Source organism: Sorangium sp. So ce296 (assembly GCF_051529605.1).
Taxonomy (GTDB): Bacteria; Myxococcota_A; Polyangia; order Polyangiales; family Polyangiaceae; genus Sorangium; species Sorangium cellulosum_D.
In genome coordinates, this window is sequence record NZ_CP150325.1 from 11,145,305 (window position 1) to 11,166,189 (window position 20,885).

The 20,885-nt window shown below is 74.7% G+C and carries 3 protein-coding genes; all 3 read left to right on the plus strand.

Going from position 1 to position 20,885, the window contains the following annotated elements:
- Positions 1-132 precede the first annotated feature (132 nt).
- Genes WME98_RS41300 through WME98_RS41310 form a run of 3 tightly spaced genes read left to right on the plus strand, consistent with a single transcriptional unit; the run spans position 133 to position 20,850 of the window.
- Complete coding sequence (locus WME98_RS41300; RefSeq protein WP_437947156.1) at positions 133-11,160, plus strand: SDR family NAD(P)-dependent oxidoreductase; 11,028 nt, start codon at positions 133-135, stop codon at positions 11,158-11,160.
- Positions 11,153-16,906 (plus strand): type I polyketide synthase, encoded by a 5,754-nt coding sequence (locus WME98_RS41305; RefSeq protein WP_437947157.1) that lies wholly within the window; start codon positions 11,153-11,155, stop codon positions 16,904-16,906. Before WME98_RS41300 ends, WME98_RS41305 begins: the two co-directional genes overlap by 8 nt.
- On the plus strand, positions 16,903-20,850 hold the full coding sequence (locus tag WME98_RS41310) for a type I polyketide synthase (RefSeq protein ID WP_437947158.1): 3,948 nt from the start codon (positions 16,903-16,905) through the stop codon (positions 20,848-20,850). Before WME98_RS41305 ends, WME98_RS41310 begins: the two co-directional genes overlap by 4 nt.
- Positions 20,851-20,885: the final 35 nt, after the last annotated feature.

The following is a 20,885-nucleotide window of genomic DNA, read 5'->3' on the forward strand; positions in this document are numbered from 1 at the left end:
GGCCAGTCCAGGGCAGAGAGCGACGGCACGGGCATTGCGTAATCGCGCATACTGACGCGCGCTGGTGCGTATCGGGCCGAGGCGGCGTTTCCCGCTCGCGGTGTGTCGCCCGGTGAGGTGAGGACTCGAAGCATGAGCACGCAGGGAAGCTCGGGGACGTCTCTCAAGAAGAGGGAGGACATCCAGGAATGGCTCGTCCTCCGGCTGTCGGAGCGCTCGGGCGTGGCGCCCGCGTCGATCGACGTCCGCGAGCGATTCAGCCGTTATGGGCTCAGCTCCCGCGGCGCGGCGGAGCTCCTCGCGGGCCTCGGCGCCGCGCTCGGGAAGCCGCTCTCGCCCACCCTCGTCTGGAGCTATCCGACCATCGAGGCGCTCGCGCTTCACCTCGACGGGGGCGAGAGCCCGCCGCCCGCTCGGCCGCGCGCGTCGCCCGCCGCAGCGCTCGCGGACGAGCCCATCGCGATCGTCGGGATGGCGTGCCGCTTCCCGGGGGCGCCGAGCCTCTCGGCCTTCTGGCAGCTCCTGTGCGACGGCGTCGACGCGATCACGGAGGTGCCCGCAGACCGGTGGGGCGTCGAGGCGCTCCACCGCGACGACGCCGGCGCGGCGGGCGCGCGCTGGGGAGGATTCCTGGAGCAGGTGGATCGGTTCGATCCCCAGTTCTTCGACATCTCGCCGCGAGAGGCCGCCCAGATCGACCCGCAGCAGCGGCTGATGCTGGAGCTCTCCTGGGAGGCGCTCGAGGACGCCGGGATACCGCCGCGCGGGATGAGGGGCACCCGGTCCGGGGTGTTCTTCGGCGCGATGTGGAGCGATTACGGGAAGGTGGCGGGGAGCGCGGCCGACCGGATCGCGCAGCACACGGCCACCGGCCAGGACCTGAGCATCCTCGCCGCGCGGGTCTCCTATGTGCTCGGCCTGGAGGGGCCGAGCATGGCGGTGAACACGGCGTGCTCGTCCTCCCTCGTCGCCGTCCACCTCGCCTGTCAGAGCCTGCTCCGAGGAGAGTCCGAGCTCGCGCTCGCCGGAGGGGTCAACCTGATGCTCGCCCCCGAGAGCACCGTGGCGATGTCGAGGCTGGGGGTCCTCTCGCCCGACGGTCGATCCAAGGCGTTCGACGCCCGCGCGAACGGCTATGTGCGCGGCGAGGGGGCGGGCGTGGTGGTGCTCAAGCCCCTGGCGCAGGCGCTGCTCGACGGCGATCCCATCTACGGCGTCATCCGCGGCAGCGCGGTGAACAACGACGGGTTCAGCAACGGCCTGACGGCGCCGAACCCGGCGGCGCAGGAGGCGTTGCTCCGCGACGCGTACGCGCGGGCCGGGATCGGGCCGGACCAGGTTCGGTACATCGAGGCCCACGGCACCGGCACGAACCTCGGCGATCCGATCGAGGCGAGGGCCCTCGCCGCGGTCCTCTGCGCGGATCGCCCCGCCGAGCGGCCGCTGCTCATCGGCTCCGTCAAGACCAACCTCGGCCACCTCGAGGCCGCCGCGGGCGTGGCCGGGTTGATCAAGGCGGCCCTCATGGTCCGGCACCTCGAGATCCCGCCGAGCCTCCATTTCGAGCAGCCGAACCCGCATATCGCCTTCGAGGAGCTGCGCCTCAGGGTGGCGCAGCGCAGGGAGCCGTGGCCGGACGACGGGGCGCCGATCGTGGCCGGGGTGAGCGCCTTCGGCTTCGGCGGGACGAACTGCCATGTCGTCGTCGAGGGCGTCCGCGAGGGGCCGGCGGCGCACCTCCTCCCGCTGTCGGCGCGCAGCGCCGATGCGCTCCGGGCGCAGGCGACGGCGTTCGGCGAGCTGTCGGGTCAGGGCGCCGGTCGTCCGCCGCTCGTGGAGCTCTGCTCGTCGGCCGCGGCCCGGCTGAGCGGCGAGGAGCATCGACTGGCCATCACGGCCCGCTCCCACGAGGAGCTGTCCGCGCGTCTCTCGAGCTTCCTCGAGGGGCGCGCCCTGCCCGGGCTGGCGAGCGGGCGCGCGGGCGAGCGGCGGCCGAGGCTCGTCTTCATGTTCGGGGGCCACGGATCGCAGTGGCTCGGCATGGGCCGGGATCTCCTCCGTCAGGAGATCGTCTTCCGGTCGGCGATCGAGCGATGTGGGCGGGCGATGAGGCCTCACGCGGGCTGGTCCGTGCTGGAGGTCCTCACCCGCGGCGAGGCCCGATCGCTCGAGGACAGCGACGTCGTCCAGCCCGCCATCTTCGCGGTGCAGGTCGCGCTCGCCGCGCTCTGGCGCTCCTGGGGCGTGCGGCCCGACGCCGTGGTCGGGCAGAGCATCGGCGAGGTCGCGGCCGCCCACGCGGCGGGCGCGTTGACGCTCGAGGACGCCGCCAGGGTCATCTGCCGCATGGGTCAGCTCGCCCTGCGGGTGAGCGGCCGCGGGGGCGCGGCGCTCCTCGAGCTCCCGCTGGACGAGGCGCGGCGCGCGATCGCGGGCCGCGCAGGGCGCCTGGCGGTGGCGGGCACGACGAGCCCGAGCTCCACGATCGTGTCCGGCGACGCCGCGGCGCTGGACGAGGTCATCGCGGAGCTGCGCGAGCAAGGGACCTTCGCGCGGCGGATCGCGATGAACTACGCGCCGCACGGGCCCTCGATGGACGCGCTGCGCGGCGAGCTCGTGCGCGCGGTCGACGGGCTGCGGCCCGCGCGCTGCTCGACTCCGTTCTACTCCTCGGTGGCCGCGGCCGCCGTCGACGGCGAAGCGCTCGACGCCGCCTACTGGGGGCGCAACCTGAGCGAGCCTGTCCGCTTCGCTCCTGCGATCGATCGCCTCCTCGACGACGGGTACGATGCGTTCCTCGAGCTCAGCCCCCACCCGCTGCTCACGCACGCTGTCGAGCGGAGCCTCGCCCACCGGGGTCGACGAGGCACGGTGTTGCCGTCGCTGCGGCGCGAGGAGGCAGGACGCGCGGTCCTCCTGGACGCGCTGGGGGCGCTCTACACGCGCGGGACGCCCGTGTGCTGGGGCGCGGTGTACCGGGGCCCGGCGTCGCCCTCGCGCGCCCTGCCCGGCGTCGATCGTGGCGCGCCAGCGGCCGAGCCGCGCGCCCCCGAGGCGGCCGGGCCGCAGCCGTTCGAGCAGCTCGTGCTCTCGGCGCGATCGCGGGCGGCGCTCGCGGACGCGGCGCGATCCGTCCTGTCCTCGACCCTCGCGCAGCCGGATCTCTCCACGCGCGATCTCTGCTACACGGCGAGCGTCCGGCGCAGCCATCACGAGCATCGGCTGGCCGTCGTGGGGCGGTCGGCCGATGAGCTCGGCGAGGCGATCTCGTCCTTCCTGCGCGGTGAGGCGCGCCCCGGCGTCGCGTCCGGCGAGGCGCAGCGAGGCGGGCGGCCGAAGGTCGTCTTCGTGTTTCCCGGGCAGGGGTCGCAGTGGGCCGGCATGGGCCGAGCGCTGCTCGACGAGGAGCCGGTCTTCCGCGAGGTCATCGAGGCGTGCGACCGGCTCTTGCAGCCGCTCTCGGGCTGGTCGCTCCTCGAGCAGCTCTCCGCCCCCGGACCGGTCTCGCGCGTGCACGAGACCGAGGTGGCGCAGCCGGCGCTCTTCGCGCTCGAGGTCGCGCTCGCGGAGCTCGCGCGCTCCTGGGGCATCGTCCCCGACGCCGTGATCGGGCACAGCGTCGGGGAGGTGGCGGCGGCGCACGTCGCCGGGGCGCTGAGCCTCCGGGACGCCGTGCGCGTCGTCCACCACCGGAGCCGCCTGATGCAGCGGTCCACCGGCCTCGGGAAAATGGCCTCGGCGGAGATCTCCCCCGAGCGGGCGGCGCGCCTGCTGCGCGGCCTCGAGGGCGAGCTCTCGCTGGCGGCGGTGAACGACCCGGGATCCGTCGTGCTCTCCGGCGAGGCCGCGGCGCTCGCGGAGGTTCTGGAGCGCCTGCGGCGGGAGGGCGTGCAGTGCCGCGAGCTCCGGGTCAATTATGCCTTCCATAGCCCGCAGATGGCGCCCTTCCAGGGCGAGCTCGCGGCGGCGCTCGAGCGGCTCGACGCGGCCGGCCCGGCGCTCTCGATGTACAGCACGGTCACCGGGGCGAAGGTCGGCGGAGCGCCGCTCGACGGCGCGTACTGGGCGAGGAACATCCGCGAGCCGGTGCTGTTCGCGGGCGCCGTGGACGCCGCCATCCTCGACGGACACCGCACGTTCCTGGAGCTCGGTCCGCACCCGGTGCTGTCGGCCAACGTCGAGCAGTGCCTGGCCGCGCGGGCGCAGGAAGGCCACGCCGTCTCCACGCTGCGGCGGGCGCAGGAGGAGCGGTGGTGCCTGCTCCAGTCGCTCGGCGCCCTGTACGTCCAGGGCTATCCGGTGGAATGGCGCCAGCTCTACCCGGGCGGCGCGCGCTGCGTGGCGCTCCCTGCCTATCCGTGGCAGCGCGAGCGCTGCTGGGTGGACGGTCCCGGAGGAGCGCCGGCGCCGGCCCTCCGCGGCCCGCGCGAGGCGGAGGCGCGCTCGGCGGCGCTTTCGTCGCTGCTCGACGCGAAGGGCGCCGCGGCCCTCGCCGCGTCGGTCGCGGCCGAGGCGAGGCTCTCGGCCGAGGAGCTGCCGGTCGTCGCGCGGGTCCTGGAGGCGCTGCGGAAGACCGCGGAGCAGGCGCGCCTCGACGCCGACGCGGAGCGCGGCGACGCGGTGTACGCGCTGGAGTGGCAGCGCCGGCCCGCCCTCGCGCCGCGGCCGCCGGCCGCGGGGCACTGGGTCGTGCTGGTCGACGAGGGCGGCGTCGGGGACCGGGTCGCAGAAGCGCTGGAGTCGGCGGGCGGCGTCTGCTCGCGGATCCGCGCGGGCGGCGTCCGCGCGCGCGGATCCGCGGGCGAGGGCGCGCTCGACCCGGGCTCGACGGAGGGCCTCGCGCGCCTCTGGGCGGAGCTCCTCCGCGAGCGGGGGCCGGCGCGCGCCGTGATCCACCTCGCCAGCCTGGACGGCGCGCAGGGCACCGACGCGGCCCTCCGGCAGGGCGTCCACAGCGCGCTGGCCTGGATCCAGGCCGCGGGTGAGGCGGCGGCGAGCGCGGATCGCGGGCCCGCGGCGAGGCCGGAGCGGCGCGACGCGCCGAAGCTCTGGTTCGTGACCCGCGGCGCGGTCTCCGTCGGGCCCGGGGATCGGCTGACCGCGCCCGAGCACGCGACGCTCTGGGGGCTCGGCCGGGCGATGTCGCTCGAGCGCCCGGCGCTCTGGGGTGGGCTCATCGATCTTCCGGCGGAGATCGGCCAGGACACCGTGGCTGCGGTGGTGAGCCAGGTCCTCGCGCCCGACGGCGAGGACCACGTCGCGCTGCGGCCGTCGGGTCGCTTCGTTCAGCGGCTCGTGCGCCACCGCGGGCTTCGATCGCGCCGGGCGCCGTGGTCCACCCCGGGCACGGCGCTGATCACCGGGGGCCTGGGCGCGCTCGGGCTCCGCGTGGCCGAGTGGCTCGCGCGGCGGGGGGTCCAGCACCTGGTCCTCACGGGCCGACGGGGCGCGTCCACGGAGGATGCACGGTCGTCGATCGCGGTGCTCGAGGCGCTCGGCGCCGCGGTGACGGTGGCCCAGGCCGACGTCGCCGACGCGGGCGCCATGGCCGCGGTGCTCGCGGACATCGACGCGCGGCTCCCGCCGCTCTCGGCGGTCTTCCACGCGGCGGGCGTCGAGGATCACACGCCGCTCGCGGCCCTGGACGGCGCCCGGCTCGCCGAGGTGCTGGCCCCGAAGGTCCACGGCACCCTGGTGCTGGACGCGCTGATGCGCGACCGCCCGCTCACCGCCTTCGTCTGCTTCTCGTCGATCGCCTCGGTGTGGGGCTCGGGCGGGCAGGCCGGCTATGCGGCGGCCAACGCGTTCCTGGACGCGTGGGTGACGGCGCGGCGCGCCGCCGGGGCGCCCGCGTTCGCGGTCAACTGGGGGCCCTGGCAGGGCGGCGGCATGATGACCGAGCGGGGGCTCGCCGCCCTCGAGCGGCGCGGGGTGAGGGCCCTCGGCCCCGGCGTCGCGCTCGCGATCCTGGGCCGGATCCTCGATGCGGACGCGGCGCAGGTCGTGGTGGCCGACGTGGACTGGCCCCGGTTCCGCGCGGTGGTCGAGACCGGCGGGCCTCGCCCGCTCCTCGCGGAGATGCCGCGCGCGGCGGAGGCGGCGTCCGGGCCGGCCGAGGCGGCCTTGCTCGACGAGCTCAGGGCCGCTCCCCCGCGCGAGCGCCGGCGGCGGATGCAGCGGTGGCTGCAGGGGGTGGTCGCGCAGACGCTCGGGTTCGGCGACGCCGAGCGGGTCGACCCGACGAGGGGGTTCTTCGACCTCGGCATGGACTCGCTGATGGCGGTGGAGCTCCGCACGCGCCTGCATCAGGCGCTCGGTCTCCCGCTGCCGTCGAGCGTGACGTTCAACCACCCGAACGTGGTCGCGCTGGCCGAGCACCTGCTCGAGCGGCTCTCCCTGGGCGAGCCGGCCGCGGCCTCGGGAGGCGGCGAGGCGCCGCGCCCCGCTGGCGGCGAGGGGGGCGAGCCCGCGCTCGACCGCGAGCGCGAGCCCATCGCGATCGTCGGGCTGGGCTGCCGTCTCCCGGGCGGCGTCGCGGACGCCGAGGGGTTCTGGCAGCTGCTCGCGGACGGCGTCGACGCCGTGGGGCCGATCCCGGAGGAGCGATGGGACGCGGACGCATATTACGACCCGGACCCGGACGCGCCCGGCAAGACGTATGCGCGGGAGGGGGCGTTCCTCTCGACCTCGCCGGATCTGTTCGATGCGCGGTTCTTCGGGATCTCGCCGCGCGAGGCGGCGAACATCGACCCGCAGCACCGGCTGCTGATGGAGGTGATCTGGGAGGCGTTCGAGCACGCCGGCCTCGTGCCTGGCGGCGATCCGCTGACGGGGGTCTTCGTCGGGATCGGCCTGAGCGACTACGGCGTCCTGCAGCGCGAGTCCGAGCGCCTGGAGGCGATGGACGCTTACACGATGTCCGGCACCTTCACGAGCTTCTCGGCAGGTCGGCTGTCGTACGTGCTCGGGCTCCAGGGCCCCAGCGCGGCGGTGGATACGGCGTGCTCCTCGTCGCTCGTGGCGGTCCACCTGGCGTGCCAGAGCCTGCGGGCGTCCGAGTGCAACGTGGCCGTGGCGGGCGGCGTGCAGCTGATGCTCGCCCCGCTCATGTACGTGTACCTGGCGCGCGCCCGCGCCCTCGCGCCGGACGGCCGCTGCAAGACGTTCTCCGCCGAGGCGAACGGCTACGGCCGCGGCGAAGGCTGCGGCATGGTGGTGCTCAAGCGGCTCTCGGACGCGCGGCGGGACGGCGATCGCGTCCTCGCCGTGATCCGCGGATCGGCGGTGAACAACGACGGTCATAGCAGCGGCCTGACCGTGCCCAACGGCCAGGCGCAGCAGGCGGTGATCCGGAAGGCGCTCTCGGACGCGCGGCTGTCTCCCGGCGACGTCGATTACGTCGAGGCCCACGGGACGGGGACGCCGCTGGGCGACCCGATCGAGGTCGAGGCGCTCGCGGCGGTGTACGGCGCCGGCCGGCCCGCGGAGCGGCCGCTCCGAATCGGCGCGGTGAAGACCAACATCGGCCACCTGGAGGCGGCGGCCGGCATCGCGGGCCTCATGAAGGTCGTGCTCTCGCTCCAGCACGGCGAGCTGCCGGCGCACCTGCACGCGAGCGCGCTGAACCCGCGCATTCCCTGGACCGAGCTGCCGGTCGAGGTGACCACGAGGGCCGCGGCGTGGCGCGGCGAGGGCCGGCGGCGGCGCGCGGGCGTGAGCTCGTTCGGGATGAGCGGCACGAACGCCCACGTGCTGCTCGAGGAGGCGCCCGCGGGCGTCGCGGAGGCGCCCGCGGGCGCCGCGGAGGCGCCCGCGGGCGCCGCGGAGGCGCCTGCGATTGGCGATCTCCTGACGCTCCTGCCCCTGTCGGCGAGGACGCCCGAGGCGCTCTCCGCGATGGCCGACGCGTACGGGCGCTTCCTGCGCCGGGGTCCGGCCGAGGCGGGCGCGTCGCTGCGGGACATCGCCTACACCGCGAGCGCGCGGCGCAGCCATCACGAGCATCGCCTGGTGGTGCTGGGCAGCTCGCGGGAGGAGCTCGCCGCGTCGCTCGACGCGTTCGCGGCCGGCGAGGCTCGACCGGGCGTTACGCGGGGGCGAGCGGCGCCCGCGGTCCAGCCGAAGATCGTCTTCGTGTTCTCGGGGTGGGGCTCTCAGTGGGCGGGGATGGGCCTCTCGCTCCTGGACGAGGAGCCGGTCTTCCGCGAGGCGATGGAGGCGTGCGACGCGGCCGTGCGCAAGGAGGCCGGGTTCTCGCTCCTCGAAGCGCTGCGCGCCGAGGGCGGGCCGATCGCGCTCGGGCGCGTGGACGTGGTGCAGCCCGCGCTCTTCGCCATCGGCGTGGCGCTCACGGCCCTGTGGCGCTCATGGGGCGTGGAGCCCGACGCGATCGTCGGACACAGCATGGGCGAGGTCGCGGCCGCGTGCGCGGCCAGAGCGCTGACGCTGGAGGACGGCGCGCGGATCATCGTCCACCGCAGCCGGCTGCTCTCGCGGCTGAGCGGCAAGGGGGCCATGGCGGTGGTCGAGCTGCCGCTCGCGCGGGCGGAGGAGGCGATCCGCGGCCACGAGCGCCGGCTCGCGGTGGCCGTCAGCAACAGCCGGAGGTCGACGGTGCTGTCCGGGGAGCCCGCCGCCATGGACGAGCTCCTTGCGCGGCTCGAGCGGGAGCAGGTCTTCGTCCGCCGGGTGAGGACCGACGGCGCCGGGCACAGCCCGCAGGTGGATCCGCTCATGGACGAGCTCCGGGAGGCGCTCGCGGGGCTCTCGCCGGCGGCCTGCCGCGTCCCGATGCGCTCGACGGTGAGCGGGGACGTCTGCGAGGGGCCGGAGCTCGGGGCCGAGTACTGGGCGCAGAACATGCGGCGTCCGGTGCTGTTCTCGCAGGCGGTCGAGCGGCTCCTCGAGAGCGACCACGCGATGTTCCTGGAGATCAGCCCGCACCCCGTCCTGGTGCACGCCGTCGAGGAGGCGCTGCGGGACGGGCAGCGCGAGGGGGTCTCGCTCGCGTCGCTGCGGCGGGCGCAGGACGCGCGGCGATCTCTCCTGGAGTCGCTCGGCGCCCTGCACGCTCACGGCCATCCGGTCGACTGGAAGCGGCTCTATCCCTCGGGGGGACGGTGCGTGTCGCTGCCCGGCTATCCGTGGCAGCGAGAGCCGTACTGGCTTCCGGGCGGCCGTGGCTGCGGCGCCCGGCGCGCGGCGAGGAGCGACGGGGCGGAAGAGCTGCTGTACCGGCTGGAGTGGCGGAGGAAGGAGCTCGGAGCAGAGGGCGCCGGAGCGGGCAGGTCGCGGGGAGCGTGGCTCGTGCTGTCGGACCGAGGCGGGACAGGGGCAGCGCTGAGCGCGCAGCTGGAGCGGCGAGGGGAGGCGACGGTGCGCGCGCTGGCGGCCGAGCGCTACGAGCGTGTGGAGCCGAGGCGATACCTGCTCGACGTGTCGGACGCGTCGGGGTACGCGGCGCTGCTGGCCGACGCGTTCAGCGAGGAGCACCCGTGTCGAGGCGTGGTGCACCTGTTCGGGCTGGATGCGACGGCGGCGGAGGCGACGAGCGCCGAGACGCTTCTGGAGGACCAGCGGCGCGGCAGCCTGAGCGCGCTGTTCTTGGCGAAGGCGCTCGTGGGCCGGGGGTTGCGGGACACGCCGCGGCTGTACCTGGTGACGCGAGGGGCGCAGTCGGCCGGGCCAGAGGCGCAGCCGGTGCGGGTGTCGCAGGCGCCGCTGTGGGGCGCGGGTCGAGCGGTCGGAGCGGAGCACCCGGAGCTCGGGTGCACGCGGGTGGACCTGGGGGAGGGGGCGCCGGAGGACGGGGTGGAGGCGCTCGTGGACGAGCTTGTGGCGCGGGATCGGGAGCCGGAGGTGGCGCTGCGGGCGTCGGGCCGGTACGTGGCGCGGCTGGTGCGGGGGCCGGCGCGTGCCGGCGGAGACGGCGGCGGGGTGCGGCTGCGGGCGGACGGCAGCTACCTGATCACCGGCGGGCTCGGGGGGCTCGGGCTGTCGGTGGGGCGGTGGATGGTGGAGCGAGGGGCGCGGCACGTTGTGCTGGTGGGCCGCAGCGGACCGACGGAGCAGGCGCGCGCGGCGATGAGGGAGATGGCGGGCCAGGGGGCGCAGGTGCTGGCGGTGCAAGCGGACGTGTCGCAGCGGGCGAGCGTTGCAGGGCTGTTGTCGGAGCTCGGCCATCGGCAGCCGGCGCTGCGCGGCGTGGTGCACGCGGCGGGGGTGGCGGTGGACAGCACGGTGGAGGAGGAGACGGAAGAGCGGCTGTTGCGGGCGCTGGCGCCGAAGGTGCAGGGAGCGTGGAACCTGCATTCATTGCTATCGGCGAGGGCAGGAAAGGAGTCGCCGCCGCTGGACTTCTTCGTGATGTATTCGTCGGCGATGTCGGTGCTGGGCCCTCCCGGCAGCGTGAACTACGCGGCGGCGGACGCGTTCCTGGACGCGCTGGCGCACCACCGGCGCGCGCAGGGGCTGGCGGCGACGAGCATCGGCTGGGGGCTGTTCTCGGACGTGGGCGCGGCCGCGAGATCGGGGGTCGCCGAGCGGATGGCGAGCCGCGGTATGCCCGGCCTGACCGAGGCGCAAGGCACGGAGGTGCTCGCGCGCATGCTCGCTGGAGGCGACGCCCACGCGCTCGCGATGAAGTTCAGCCTGCGGCACTGGATCGAGTTCTACCCGAGCGCCGCCATGTCCCCGCTCTGGGAGGAGCTCCGCAACGAGCCTGTCGAGGCCGCGCCCGGCGCCGGCCGCGCGGCCGAGCTCCGGAAGGCGCTCGAGGCGATGAGGCCCGAGGACCGCCCGGCGGCGCTGCAGCAGCTCGTCAGGGAGCAGGCGGCGCTCATCCTCCGGCTGGATCCCGGCCGGATCGAGCGAGATACGCCCTTCATGAGCCTCGGGTTCGACTCCCTGATGGGGCTCGAGCTGCGGAACCGCCTCGAGGCGGGGCTCTCCGTCGCCCTGCCGGCGACCTTGGTCTGGACCTATCCGCACATCGCGGCGCTCTCGACGTACCTGCTCGGCAAGCTGGAGCTCGGGGGCGGGCCTGGTCATGCGCCGCGGCAGGCGGAGAGCGAGGGCGCCCCCGCGGGGGCGGAGGGGGTCGCGCAGCTGTCGGCGGACGAGCTGCTCGACGAGCTGGCGAGGGAGCTCGGTCGTGAGTGAGCGTGACGAGCGGGAGCTCGCGGCGAGCGGCGGCGACGCTCGCCGCGAGAAGCACCTCGAGGGCCTCTTGCGGGACTCTCTGCTGAAGATTCGAGAGCTGAAATCGAGGCTGAGGCACCTCGAGCTCTCGAGGAGCGAGCCGATCGCCATCGTCGGCCTCGGCTGCCGCTTCCCCGGCGGCGGGACGAGCCCTGGCGCCTTCTGGCAGGCCCTCCGGGGCGGCGTCGACGCGATCCGGGCGATCCCCCCGACCCGGTGGCCGGCGGAGGCGATCCCGGCGGAGAAGCACGGCGCGCGCTGGGCGGGGCTGCTCGACGCGGTCGACGGGTTCGACGCCAGGTTCTTCGGCATCGCGCCCCGCGAGGCCGCGAGCCTCGACCCGCAGCAGCGCCTCCTGCTCGAGGTGGCCTGGGAGGCCCTGGAGGACGCGGGCCTGCCCGCCGATCGGCTGACGGGCAGCCGATCGGGCGTGTTCATGGGGCTGGCGACCCTGGACTACCAGCAGCGGGTGACCTCGCTGGGCCCGGAGGACATCGACGCTTATTGCGGGACTGGCAATCTGGCCAGCACGGCGGCCGGCCGGCTCTCCTACGTCCTCGGGCTCCAGGGGCCCTGCATCTCCGTCGACACGGCCTGTTCGTCCTCGCTGGTCGCCGTCCACCTCGCCTGTCAGAGCCTGCGCGGCGGCGAGTGCGAGCTCGCGCTGGCGGGCGGGGTCAGCCTGATCCTGTCCCCGGCGACGATGTGCATGGTCAGCGAGACGCAGGCGCTCTCGCCGGACGGCCGGTGCAAGACGTTCGACGCGGCGGCCAACGGCTATGTACGGGCCGAAGGCTGCGGCGTCGTGGCGCTCAAGCGGCTCTCGGACGCGCAGCGGGACGGCGATCGCGTCTGGGCCGTCATCCGCGGCTCGGCGATCAACCAGGACGGCCGCTCCACGGGGCTGACGGCGCCCAACGTGCTCGCGCAGCAGGCGCTGCTCCGGCAGGCGCTGGAGAGCGCCGGCGTCTCGCCCGCGGAGGTCGGCTACATCGAGGCGCACGGCACCGGCACCTCGCTCGGCGATCCGATCGAGCTCGACGCCTTGAAGGAGGTGCTGGGCCAGCCCCGCGCGAACGGATCGATCTGCGCCATCGGCTCGGTGAAGACCAACCTGGGGCACCTCGAGGCGGCGGCGGGCGTCGCGGGGCTCATCAAGGCCGTGCTCTCGCTGCATCACCGGGTGATCCCGCGCCACCTGCATTTCCGGACGCTGAACCCGAGGGTCTCCCTGCAAGGCACGCCGTTCGTGATCCCCGCGGAGGAGCTGGCCTGGACCGGCGGCGCGCCGCGGTTCGCCGGGGTGAGCTCCTTCGGCGCCAGCGGCACGAACGCGCACGTGGTGCTGGAGGAGGCGCCGCCGTGCGCGCCGGCGGCCTCCTCGGGCGAGGGCGCCGCGGCGGTCGTGCCCCTGTCGGCGAGGACGCCGGAGGCGCTCTCCGCGCTGGCGCAGGCGTACCTCGGCTTCCTGCGCGACGCCGCGGCCGGCGGGGCGGCGAGCCTCGGGGATATCGCCTACACCGCGGGCGTCCGGCGCAGCCACCATGAGCGCCGCATGGCCCTCGTGGCCTCCTCGCGGCAGCAGCTGAGCGAGCTGCTGGAGGCCGTCGCGCGCGGCGAGGCGCCCCCCGGGGTGGCGGGCGGCGACGCGGGCGGCGAGCGCCCGACGCGGGTGGTCTTCGTGTTCCCGGGCCAGGGCTCGCAATGGCTCGGCATGGGGCAAAGGCTCCTGGGCGAGGCGCCGGCCTTCCGCGCGGCGCTCGAGGCCTGCGACCGCGCCATCCGCGAGGAGGCGGGCTTCTCGGTGCTCGAGGAGCTCGCCGCGGCCGAGGAGCGCTCGAGCCTCGGTCGCATCGACGTCGTCCAGCCGGTGCTGTTCGCGATCCAGGTGGCGCTCGCGGCCCTGTGGCGCGGGTGGGGGGTGGAGCCGAGCGCCGTGGTGGGCCACAGCATGGGCGAGGTGGCGGCGGCGCACGTCGCCGGCGCGCTCACGCTGGAGGACGCCGCGCGGGTCGTCTGCCGCCGCAGCAGGCTGCTGCGGCGGGTGAGCGGGCTCGGGGCGATGGCGCTCGTGGAGCTGCCCATGGAGGACGCGGCGCGGGCGCTCCGCGGCAGGGAGCATCAGGTGTCGATCGCGGTGAGCAGCAGCCCGAGATCGACGGTGCTGTCCGGGGAGCCGGGGCCGCTGGAGGAGATCCTCGTCGAGCTCGAGCGAGCGCGCGTGTTTTGCCGTCGCGTCAAGGTGGACGTGGCGTCGCACAGCCCGCAGATGGACCCGCTCCTCGCGGAGCTCCGGGACGCGCTGGGAGGGCTCTCCCCGAGGGACGCGCAGATCCCGCTGCACTCGACCGTGACGGGGAGCCCCTCTGGCGGCGCGGAGCTCGGCGCCGGCTACTGGGCGCGGAACCTGCGCGAGCCGGTGCTGTTCTCGCCGGTCATCGAGCGGCTGAGCGAGGGCGCAGGCGCGCTGTTCCTCGAGCTCAGCCCGCACCCCATCCTGGTGCCCGCGATCGAGGAAGTCCTGCGCGAGCGGGGTCGCCGCGGGGCGGCGCTGGCGTCGCTGCGGCGAGCGCAGGACGAGCGGCGCTGCCTCCTGGAGACGTTCGCCGCCCTGTATGTCCACGGAGCTCCGGTGGACTGGGGCCGGCTTCATCCGCACGGCGGCCGCTGCGTCTCGCTGCCGTCGTATCCGTGGCAGCGAGAGCGCCACTGGCTCCCGGAGGACCGTGAACGAGGCGCCTCGGGCCGGCGGGCGCAGGCGAGGTCCTCTGCGGGCGGCGCGGCGGGCCACCCGCTCCTCGGCGCGCCGCTGTCGTCGTCGGCGCACCCTGGGACCCGGTTCTGGCAGCGCGCGCTGAGCCTCGAGGCGCTGCCGTACCTCTCCGAGCACCGCATCCTGGGCGACGCGGTGCTGTCGGGGACCGCGTACGTGGAGATGGCGCTCGCGGCGGCGGCCGAGGTCCACGACGAGGCGGCGCTGTCGCTGGAGCACGTGGCGTTCGAGCGGGTGCTCGTCCTTCCGGAGGAGGGTGAGCGGACGGTGCAGGTGGTCCTCGCGGAGGAGGGGCCTGGCCGGTCGTCGATCCAGATCTCGAGCCTCGAGGGCGCGGCATGGATACGGCACGCGACGGGGACCGTGCGGGCCGCGCCGGAGGGCGCCGGGCAGCCGCGGTCGGGCGGGTCTCCCCTGGAGATCATGGCCCGATGCGCAGGGCTGGAGGGCGAGGCGATCGATGCGCCCCGGTCGCGGGTGATGACCGGCGGCGAGCACTACGAGCGCCTCGAGGCGCGCGGGTTGTCGCTCGGCGCGAGCTTCCGCGGCGTGGAGCAGCTGTGGGTAGGCGCGACAGAGGTGCTGGGCCGGGTGCGCGCTCCGGACGAGGTGAGCGCGCAGATGGGGCTTTACGGGCTGCACCCGGCGCTGCTCGACGCGTGTCTCCAGGTCCTGAGCGGGCTGCTCCTGGCGCCGGGGGCTGCGCTCGACGCGGGAGAGACGTATGTGCTCGCGTCGGTCGAGCGCGTCCTCGTCCATCGCCGGCCCGGGCGGGACGTGTGGGTGCACGGTCGGATGCGGCCTGCGCAGGGCGCCGGCCCGGAGCGGGTCGTGGGGGATCTGCACGTGATCGACGACGAGGGGCAGGTGCTCGTCGAGGTGCTCGGGCTGCGCGCAGAGCGGCTCGCGCCCGGCGCGCGCGCGGCGAAGAGCGATGGGGCGGAAGAGCTGCTGTATCGGCTGGAGTGGCGGAGGAAGGAGCTCGGAGCAGAGGGCGCCGGAGCGGGCAGGTCGCGGGGAGCGTGGCTCGTGCTGTCGGACCGAGGCGGGACAGGGGCAGCGCTGAGCGCGCAGCTGGAGCGGCGAGGGGAGGCGACGGTGCGCGCGCTGGCGGCCGAGCGCTACGAGCGTGTGGAGCCGAGGCGATACCTGCTCGACGTGTCGGACGCGTCGGGGTACGCGGCGCTGCTGGCCGACGCGTTCAGCGAGGAGCACCCGTGTCGAGGCGTGGTGCACCTGTTCGGGCTGGATGCGACGGCGGCGGAGGCGACGAGCGCCGAGACGCTTCTGGAGGACCAGCGGCGCGGCAGCCTGAGCGCGCTGTTCTTGGCGAAGGCGCTCGTGGGCCGGGGGTTGCGGGACACGCCGCGGCTGTACCTGGTGACGCGAGGGGCGCAGTCGGCCGGGCCAGAGGCGCAGCCGGTGCGGGTGTCGCAGGCGCCGCTGTGGGGCGCGGGTCGAGCGGTCGGAGCGGAGCACCCGGAGCTCGGGTGCACGCGGGTGGACCTGGGGGAGGGGGCGCCGGAGGACGGGGTGGAGGCGCTCGTGGACGAGCTTGTGGCGCGGGATCGGGAGCCGGAGGTGGCGCTGCGGGCGTCGGGCCGGTACGTGGCGCGGCTGGTGCGGGGGCCGGCGCGTGCCGGCGGAGACGGCGGCGGGGTGCGGCTGCGGGCGGACGGCAGCTACCTGATCACCGGCGGGCTCGGGGGGCTCGGGCTGTCGGTGGGGCGGTGGATGGTGGAGCGAGGGGCGCGGCACGTTGTGCTGGTGGGCCGCAGCGGACCGACGGAGCAGGCGCGCGCGGCGATGAGGGAGATGGCGGGCCAGGGGGCGCAGGTGCTGGCGGTGCAAGCGGACGTGTCGCAGCGGGCGAGCGTTGCAGGGCTGTTGTCGGAGCTCGGCCATCGGCAGCCGGCGCTGCGCGGCGTGGTGCACGCGGCGGGGGTGGCGGTGGACAGCACGGTGGAGGAGGAGACGGAAGAGCGGCTGTTGCGGGCGCTGGCGCCGAAGGTGCAGGGAGCGTGGAACCTGCATTCATTGCTATCGGCGAGGGCAGGAAAGGAGTCGCCGCCGCTGGACTTCTTCGTGATGTATTCGTCGGCGATGTCGGTGCTGGGCCCTCCCGGCAGCGTGAACTACGCGGCGGCGGACGCGTTCCTGGACGCGCTGGCGCACCACCGGCGCGCGCAGGGGCTGGCGGCGACGAGCATCGGCTGGGGGCTGTTCTCGGACGTGGGCGCGGCCGCGAGATCGGGGGTCGCCGAGCGGATGGCGAGCCGCGGTATGCCCGGCCTGACCGAGGCGCAGGCGCTGGGCGCGCTGGATCGCCTCCTCGCCCAGGACGGCGCTCAGATCCTGGCGATGCAATGGAGTCTGCGGCAGTGGCTGGAGACCTTCCCGTCGGCGGCTCGTTCGCCCCTGTGGGCCGAGCTCCAGGAGGAGGAGCGCGAGCGCGGCAGGCCGAGCGCCGCGGACGCCGCCGGCTTCCGGCAGGCGCTCGAGCGGGAGAGCCCCCCTGCGCGGCTGTCGCTGCTCGAGAAGCACCTCGGGCAGCAGCTCGGCCGGGTGCTGCGCCTCGACGCGGCGCGGATCGAGCGGAGAGCCCCTTTCAGCGGCCTGGGCATGGACTCGCTGATGAGCCTGGAGCTGCGGAATCGGCTCGAGTCGAGCCTGGGAATCAAGCTCTCGGCGACATTGCTCTTCGCCTACCCCGACGTCGCATCGCTGGCCGAGCACCTGCTCGGGAGGATGGCGCTCCGCGGCGGGCCTCCGGAGCCCGGGAGGATATCGCTCCGCGGCGGACCTCCGGAGCCGCCGGGGGGCATCGTGGCCGGCGCGCCTCCCGGCGACGAGCCGCCGCTCAACGCCATGGATGAGCTGCTCGCCGCCGTCGACGCAGAGCTGTCGCTCGCCAGGAGGGGAACATCGAGATGAGCATGCTTGAACCGGACGTGACGACCCGCCTGCGCGAGCTGCTCGCAGCCCTCAAGACGCTGCGGGCCGAGCGCGACGCCCTGGAGCGGCAGAAGACCGAGCCGATCGCCATCATCGGAATGGCGTGCCGGATCCCGGGCGGCATCGACAGCCCGGAGGCGTTCTGGCGGCTGCTCGACGAGGGCCTCGACGCGGTGACCGAGGTCCCTGCCGAGCGCCCTGGCCTCGCGGTCCCCGCGGGCGGCGCCGCGGATCCTGCGGCGCGCGGGCTCCGCTGGGGCGGCTTCCTGAAGGACGTGGATCGGTTCGACCCGCACTTCTTCGGGATCTCGCCCCGGGAGGCGAGGGCCATGGATCCTCAGCAGCGCCTCCTGCTGGAGGTCGCGTGGGAGGCGCTGGAGAACGCCGGTCAGGTCCCCGAGGAGCTCGTGGGGACGTCCACGGGGGTGTTCATCGGTTTGACTGGCAACGACTATGCCCTGCTGTGCGGGGCCCTCGATGCCTCCGAGCAGGACGTCTACACGGCGACGGGCAACGGCCACTGCTTTCCAGCTGGGAGGCTGTCCTACGCGCTCGGGCTCAACGGTCCGAGCCTCGTCGTGGACACGGCGTGCTCGTCGGCGCTGGTCGCCGTTCACCTCGCCTGCCAGAGCCTGCGGAGCGGCGAGAGCTCGCTCGCCCTGGCGGGCGGGGTCAACGTGATCCTCTCCTCCGCGACGACGCGCCTGCTCGCCAAGATGGGCGCCCTCTCGCCCGACGGGCGGTGCAAGGCGTTCGACGCCGAGGCGAACGGCTTCGTGCGCGCCGAGGGGTGCGGGATGGTCGCGCTGAAGCGCCTCTCCGACGCGCTCTCGTGCGGCGATCCCATCCTCGCGACCATCCGGGGCTCGGCCGTGAACCAGGATGGCCGCTCGACCGGGCTGACGGCGCCGAACGTCCTCTCGCAGCAGTCGATGTTGCGACAAGCGCTGGAGAGCGCCCGGGTCTCGCCCTCGGAGCTCGGATATATAGAGACGCACGGGACGGGGACGCCCCTCGGCGATCCGATCGAGCTCGAGGCGCTCGCGGCCGTCCTCGGCGAGCCGCGCGACGATGGGTATCCGTGCGTGCTAGGGGCGGCGAAGACGAACCTCGGGCACGCCGAGGCTGCCTCCGGCGTGATCGGCCTGATCAAGGCGGTGCTCTCGCTCAGGCACCGCGCGATCCCCGCGAACCTGCACTTCGACACGCTGAATCCGCGCAGCTCGCTCGAAGGGACGCCGCTCGTCGTCCCGACGCGCAAACGCGCCTGGAGCGCGGGCGGCCGCGCGCGGCTGGCGGGGGTTAGCGCCTTCGGCATGAGCGGCACCAATGCCCACGTCATCCTGGAAGAGGCGCCGGAGAGCGCGTCGCCGGCGCCCGTGGGCGACGCGTCGAGCGTGCTCCTGCCCCTGTCCGCGAAGACCGGAGAGGCGCTCTCGGCCATGGCGCACTCGTACCGGAGCTCGCTCTCCGACGCCGTCGAGGCGCCGGCGAGCCTCGGGGACGTCGCGTACACCGCGAGCGTGCGGCGCAGCCATCACGAGCATCGGCTCGCCGTCGTCGCCTCGTCGCGCGAGGAGCTCTCGGAGCTCTTGGGCGCGTTCGTGCGAGGGGAGGCGCGCCCCGGCCTCGCGCGCGGGGTGGCCAAGGGGGGAGCGCGCGCTCCGGCCGTCTTCGTGTTCTCCGGACAGGGCTCGCAATGGGCGGGCATGGGGCAAAGGCTCTTCGCGGAGGAGCGGGCCTTCCGCGCCGCGCTCGAGGAGTGCGATGAGCTCGTGCGGAGCCTCGCGGGCTTCTCGCTCCTCGGTGAGCTCACGGCGCCCGAGGAGAGATCTCGCCTCGCGGAGACCGAGGTGGCCCAGCCGGCGATCTTCGCGGTGCAGGTGGCGCTCGCCCGGCTCTGGGGATCGTGGGGAGTCTCGCCGGGCGCGGTGGTCGGCCACAGCGTCGGCGAGGTGGCGGCAGCGCACGTCGCGGGCGCCCTCGGCATCGACGAGGCCGCTCGGCTCGTCGTGCTCCGCGGGCGCGTCATGCAGCAGGCGACGGGCCGGGGCAGGATGGCCTCCGTGGCGATGCCCGTCGACGAGGCGGCGCGCGTCCTCGAGGGCCACGCGGGCCGGCTCTCCATCGCGGCGATCAACGACCCTGGCTCGGTGGTGCTGGCGGGCGACGGCGACGCCCTCGCCGAGGTCGTCCAGCGCCTCACGCTGCGGCAGGTGCCTTGCCGCATGCTTCGGGTCAACTACGCGTTTCACAGCGAGCACATGGCGGCCTTCCAGGGCGAGCTCGCGCGCGCTCTCTCCTGGCTCGCGCCCCGCCGCCCCGCGCTCGCGATGTACAGCACGGGCACGCAGGCGCGCGTCGCCGGCGGCGACCTCGACGCCGCGTACTGGGCGAGGAGCATCCGAGAGCCGGTGCGCTTCGCGGGCGCGATCGCGCGGGCCATCGCGGACGGCCACCGCGATTTCCTGGAGATCGGGCCGCATCCGGTGCTCACGGGCAACCTCGAGCAATGCCTCCTCGACCGGGGAGAGGAGGGGATCGCGCTGCCCACGCTGCGGCGAGGCCAGGACGAGCGGCGCTGCCTGCTGCAGTCCCTCGGGGCGCTGTACGCCCGCGGCCACGCGATCGACTGGAAGCGCCTCTATCCAGCGGGAGGGCGGTGTGTGCCGCTGCCGGCCTATCCGTGGCAGCGACAGCGGTACTGGATCGAGCCCTCGGAGGCAGCGCCGCGCCCGGCGCCCGCCCGGATCGAGCCTCGGCCGGAGGTGACGGCGCCCGCGATCCTCGAGCAGCTGAACGGCGCCTCGGCGGTCGAGCGCCGGCGCGTGCTCGAGCGATGGTTGCAGGAGGCCGTCGCGCGGACGCTGGGGTTCGAGGATCCCGCGCGCGTGGACCGCGCGGCGAGCCTCTCGGACCTGGGGATGGACTCGATGATGAGCCTCGAGCTCCGCGGGCGACTCGGCGCCGCGCTCGATCTCAAGCTCTCGATCAACTGGAGCTTCAGCTGCCCGACGCTGGCGTCGCTCGCCGAGCACGTCGCCGACCGTCTGGGGCTGCCGGCGGAGGCGAAGGGCGCTACCGAGGCCGCGCGGCCGCGGCTCCACCCGCTCCTGGTCCCGCTCCAGCTCTCCGGCCGGGGGACGCCCTTCTTCTGCGTGCATCCGGCGGGCGGTCCGGTCCTGTGTTACGCCGATCTCGCGCGCCACCTCGGGAAGGATCGCCCTTTCTATGCGATCCAGGCGAGGGGCCTCGACGACGACGGCGAGCCGGACGATCGCATCGAGATCATGGCCGCGCGTTATCTCGAGGCGCTCCGCGCCGTCCAGCCGACGGGCCCTTATCTGCTGGGCGGCTGGTCGCTCGGAGGCCTCGTGGCGTTCGAGATGGCCCGCCGGCTCGTGGACGAGGGTAGCCGCGTCGCTTCGTTGACGCTGATCGACAGCTTGCTCAGCGTCGACGACGACCCCGAGTCGAGGCTGAGGGAGTACGTCGAGCTCGCGAGCATGCTGTACCCGGAGCGCTCGCACGCAGAGCTCCGCCGGCTTGGCGTGGGTGAGCTGACGAGGGTCCTCGTCGACGGCGTCCTGCGGTCGAACATCGCTGGGTTCACGACCTCGGTCAGGCGGCTCTTCACGGCGCACGAGAGGGCGCTTCGCGCGTACGTCGCGCCCACGTACCCGGGCGCCTTCACCTATTTCCGGTCCGCCGAGCAGCCGTCGCGCGGAGGCTCCGCGGAGGTGGCGGAGCCTTACGGGACGCTCTATTACCCGCTCTCGCGGTTCTCGTCGCAGCCTGTCGAGCTGTACGAGGTCCCTGGCTCTCACTGGACGATGGTCCGGGAGCCGCATGTCCAGGTCCTGGCCGAGAGGCTGAGGCGATGCTTGCTCGCGGCCGATCACATCCATTCGATTTCAGATTGACCGACACGCTTCGTCAGCGTGACGCGCTCGCCCTG